At 30.7% G+C, this 2,835-nt stretch carries 4 protein-coding genes; 3 read left to right on the top strand and 1 reads right to left on the bottom strand.

The features are described 5' to 3' along the window. Nucleotides 1–337 precede the first annotated feature (337 nt). Complete coding sequence (locus ACPUYX_RS20770) at nucleotides 338–499, top strand: ribbon-helix-helix domain-containing protein (RefSeq protein WP_426381484.1); 162 nt, start codon at nucleotides 338–340, stop codon at nucleotides 497–499. A 125-nt stretch (nucleotides 500–624) separates the two neighbouring features. Next, entirely contained in the window at nucleotides 625–1,629 is a 1,005-nt protein-coding gene (locus ACPUYX_RS20765) for a hypothetical protein (protein WP_426381483.1), read from the top strand. A 44-nt stretch (nucleotides 1,630–1,673) separates the two neighbouring features. Here the strand turns inward: ACPUYX_RS20765 and ACPUYX_RS20760 are convergent, their stop codons facing one another. After that, nucleotides 1,674–2,000, bottom strand: coding sequence for a helix-turn-helix domain-containing protein (locus ACPUYX_RS20760; protein ID WP_426381482.1), 327 nt, complete (start codon nucleotides 1,998–2,000; stop codon nucleotides 1,674–1,676). 183 nt (nucleotides 2,001–2,183) lie between these two features. Between ACPUYX_RS20760 and ACPUYX_RS20755 the strand changes: the two genes are divergently transcribed. Continuing rightward, nucleotides 2,184–2,835: helix-turn-helix domain-containing protein (locus ACPUYX_RS20755; protein ID WP_426381481.1), on the top strand; the 652-nt coding region annotated here is incomplete at its 3' end.

The following is a 2,835-nucleotide window of genomic DNA, read 5'->3' as shown; positions in this document are numbered from 1 at the left end:
CTATTGATGTAGTAACATTACACGATAAGGAAGGGCATATGAAGCCTATGCGCTTTAGAATTAAAAATATAGACCAATCATATGCCACGATTAAAATAGAGCGTATATAGCGTTCTGAGCGCGTTAAAATAGATGGTGTAGAATACATTATTTATCATTGCTTAATTATAAATAATGGAATCAAGCAGCTTTGCGAAATTAGGTTTGAGGTAAATAAATGTAAGTGGTATCTATGGAAGTTGTAAATTGTCGAAATATTTCTAATAAAACTTTCATCACTTTTGTTGATTAGTCATGACAAATGATGTACAATATATATTGTAAGGAGGTGCTGAAAGTGAAAGAATTTTTTAATACAAAAATAAATGCAGATTTAAAGCGAGCATTAAAGGAATTATCTGAAGAAACTATGATACCACAATCAAAGCTAACAGAGGTAGCCTTTCAAGACCTCTTTAAAAAATACAAGAAGGAGGTAAAAAGTGAAATCAAAAAATAAAATTAGCAGTTCGCACTCTCCAAAGTTATCGAACTGCCTACAAGGAATTGTGAATGTATATCAAATTACCTATTGATATTATATCACATATTCCCTGATTTTAATACAAAATCGAGGTGAAATTTTTGCGTAAAGATTTAAGCTCAGTGTATGATCTAATTAGGGCTGATGGAAGTATTGTACTCAATAAAAATCTTTGTTTTGCTATAGGGCTTGATGCAACATTAGTCTATAGTGAATTATTATCAAGATATAATTACTTTAATATTCGAGAAGAATTAGACGAAGAAGGATATTTTTTCAATACAATAGACGATTTTGAAAGAGCTACAACTCTTGACGATAAGCAGCAGAAAAAGGCTATTGATAGATTGGCTAATTTTGGACTTATTAAAACTAAATTAAAGGGAGTTCCGGCACGCAGACATTTTCTAATTATTGATGATATTACTTTACTATTCCGTTATATAGATACTGGAAAGAAAAGAATAGAGATATTAGAAGAAAAACAAAAAGCTGAAAAGGAAAAGAAGATTCAAAAGAGGAAAGAACGTGAAGAATTGCGTTCAAGTCAGATAAATCAACAGTTCACCCAAAATGGCGAAACTGGTTCCTCCATTTCTACTGAACAAGATTCGGCGATTTGGGGACATAATAATACTAAAGTTAATAATACCACCTTTAATAATACTAACTCTAATATTAATGGTGGGGCCCGTGAGCCAGAGGTAAGGGAGGGTACTTTACCTATAGGTAAAGATACACCTAACAACTCACTTCCATTCTATGACTATTTCATGGGCCTGTTAAAAGATTGTAAAACAAATTATAAGCAGCAAATATTAGAGACAGTAATTTATTATTACGGAAAGTATTATGAAAAATTCAGCGTTGAACATATTCGATATAAGCGTAAGAGTTGCTTAGTGGTAATAGATAAATTAGATACTTTATATTACATGGGTATTGCAGAGGAAAACATGGATAGATTTTTAAAAGTAAATTTGCAAGATGTAAAGGGTATGATAGATAAACATTTTGAAACAAAGTATAAAAAGAATAGCTATACATTGCTAAGTTTTCTTAATGATAATATTTTAAAGAATAGATATCATGAAGTTGTTGAATAGTACCCCTCTAAAACGTTTACTTTTAGCGTATAATAGAAAAAGCTCTAGTCTCTAGCTAGGGCTTCAAATACACTTTTAAAGCCCTCCTGCGCTTCTTTAGGAAGTTTACGGAAGGTATAAATCATGTTTAATTCATCAAGGGTTATTCCTTTGTTGTCATTTAAATCTAATAGCCAAGAACTAGATACGCGGTATGTTTCACAAACAGCTTTTATTAACTCGATAGATGGAAAGACCTGGCCTGTTTCATATCGTGCTAATTGGCTTCTATCTAAAGTGATACCTATTCTACTTATAAATTCTTCCTGGGTTAGTTCTTGGGAAGTGCGTATATATTTAATTTTTAATCCGATTAATGTTTTAAAATCCATAATAGCACCTCAAAAAATAAAAATCCTTTTAATAATAACATGAGGTGGTAATTATTACATCTAGTGTATATATCATCACTAGCATTAACGGAAAAGATATGTTCACTCACTTGGTACTAGAATAAAATAACAATAATTTGTATAATTGTAGGGCGCTAACAAATGGGGAAGGGGGATTAAATTATGAGAGAGTTATTAAAACCGGCACAAAAATTATGCAATTTAAGAGAATCATTAGGAGTTACGCAAGATGCTTTTCAATGTGATGGGTTAAGCAGAGGGCATTATTGCAGATTAGAAAAAGAAAAGAGAAACATTACTGCAGACACAGCTAGAATTATAATTCGAATAGCAAATGAAATTGCAGAAGAAAAAGAGTTAGATATACTTATACCTACCGTAGAATATCTGCTTGAATCAAACGAATATCAGGCTAACAGGATATTGCTTGAAAATTATTATGTAGAAATAACCACTATGATAAAAAGTGAAGAAGAATATAATTTAAAAAAGGCTGAGATTGAGGAATTTATAAATAAATATGATAATTTAATATATAATCATACAAAATCTAAAATTCAGTACGGGTACGCAAAGGCATTATGGAATCTGAATTTATTGGACAAATCAGAGAGGCAATATTACAGCGCCTATTCATATTCATCAAAGGTAGATGATTATGAAACTGTTATTAGGTTGTTAAATCTAAAAGCTCATATAAATTGCAGGACCAATAGAGACAGCGAAATAATGAATCTTTATCTACATGCATTAGATTTAGCTGTAAACAATAAAATTCTTGATGATGAACTTATTTCAAACCTATATTATAATA

This window comes from Desulfosporosinus sp. SYSU MS00001 (assembly GCF_049943955.1).
Taxonomy (GTDB): Bacteria; Bacillota; Desulfitobacteriia; order Desulfitobacteriales; family Desulfitobacteriaceae; genus Desulfosporosinus.
This window is presented reverse-complemented; position numbering and strand designations above follow the sequence as displayed.

Excerpts from the sequence above, each read along its gene's own strand:
- ACPUYX_RS20760 (WP_426381482.1), bottom strand. The coding sequence starts at position 2,000 with ATGGATTTTAAAACATTAATCGGATTAAAAATTAAATATATACGCACT.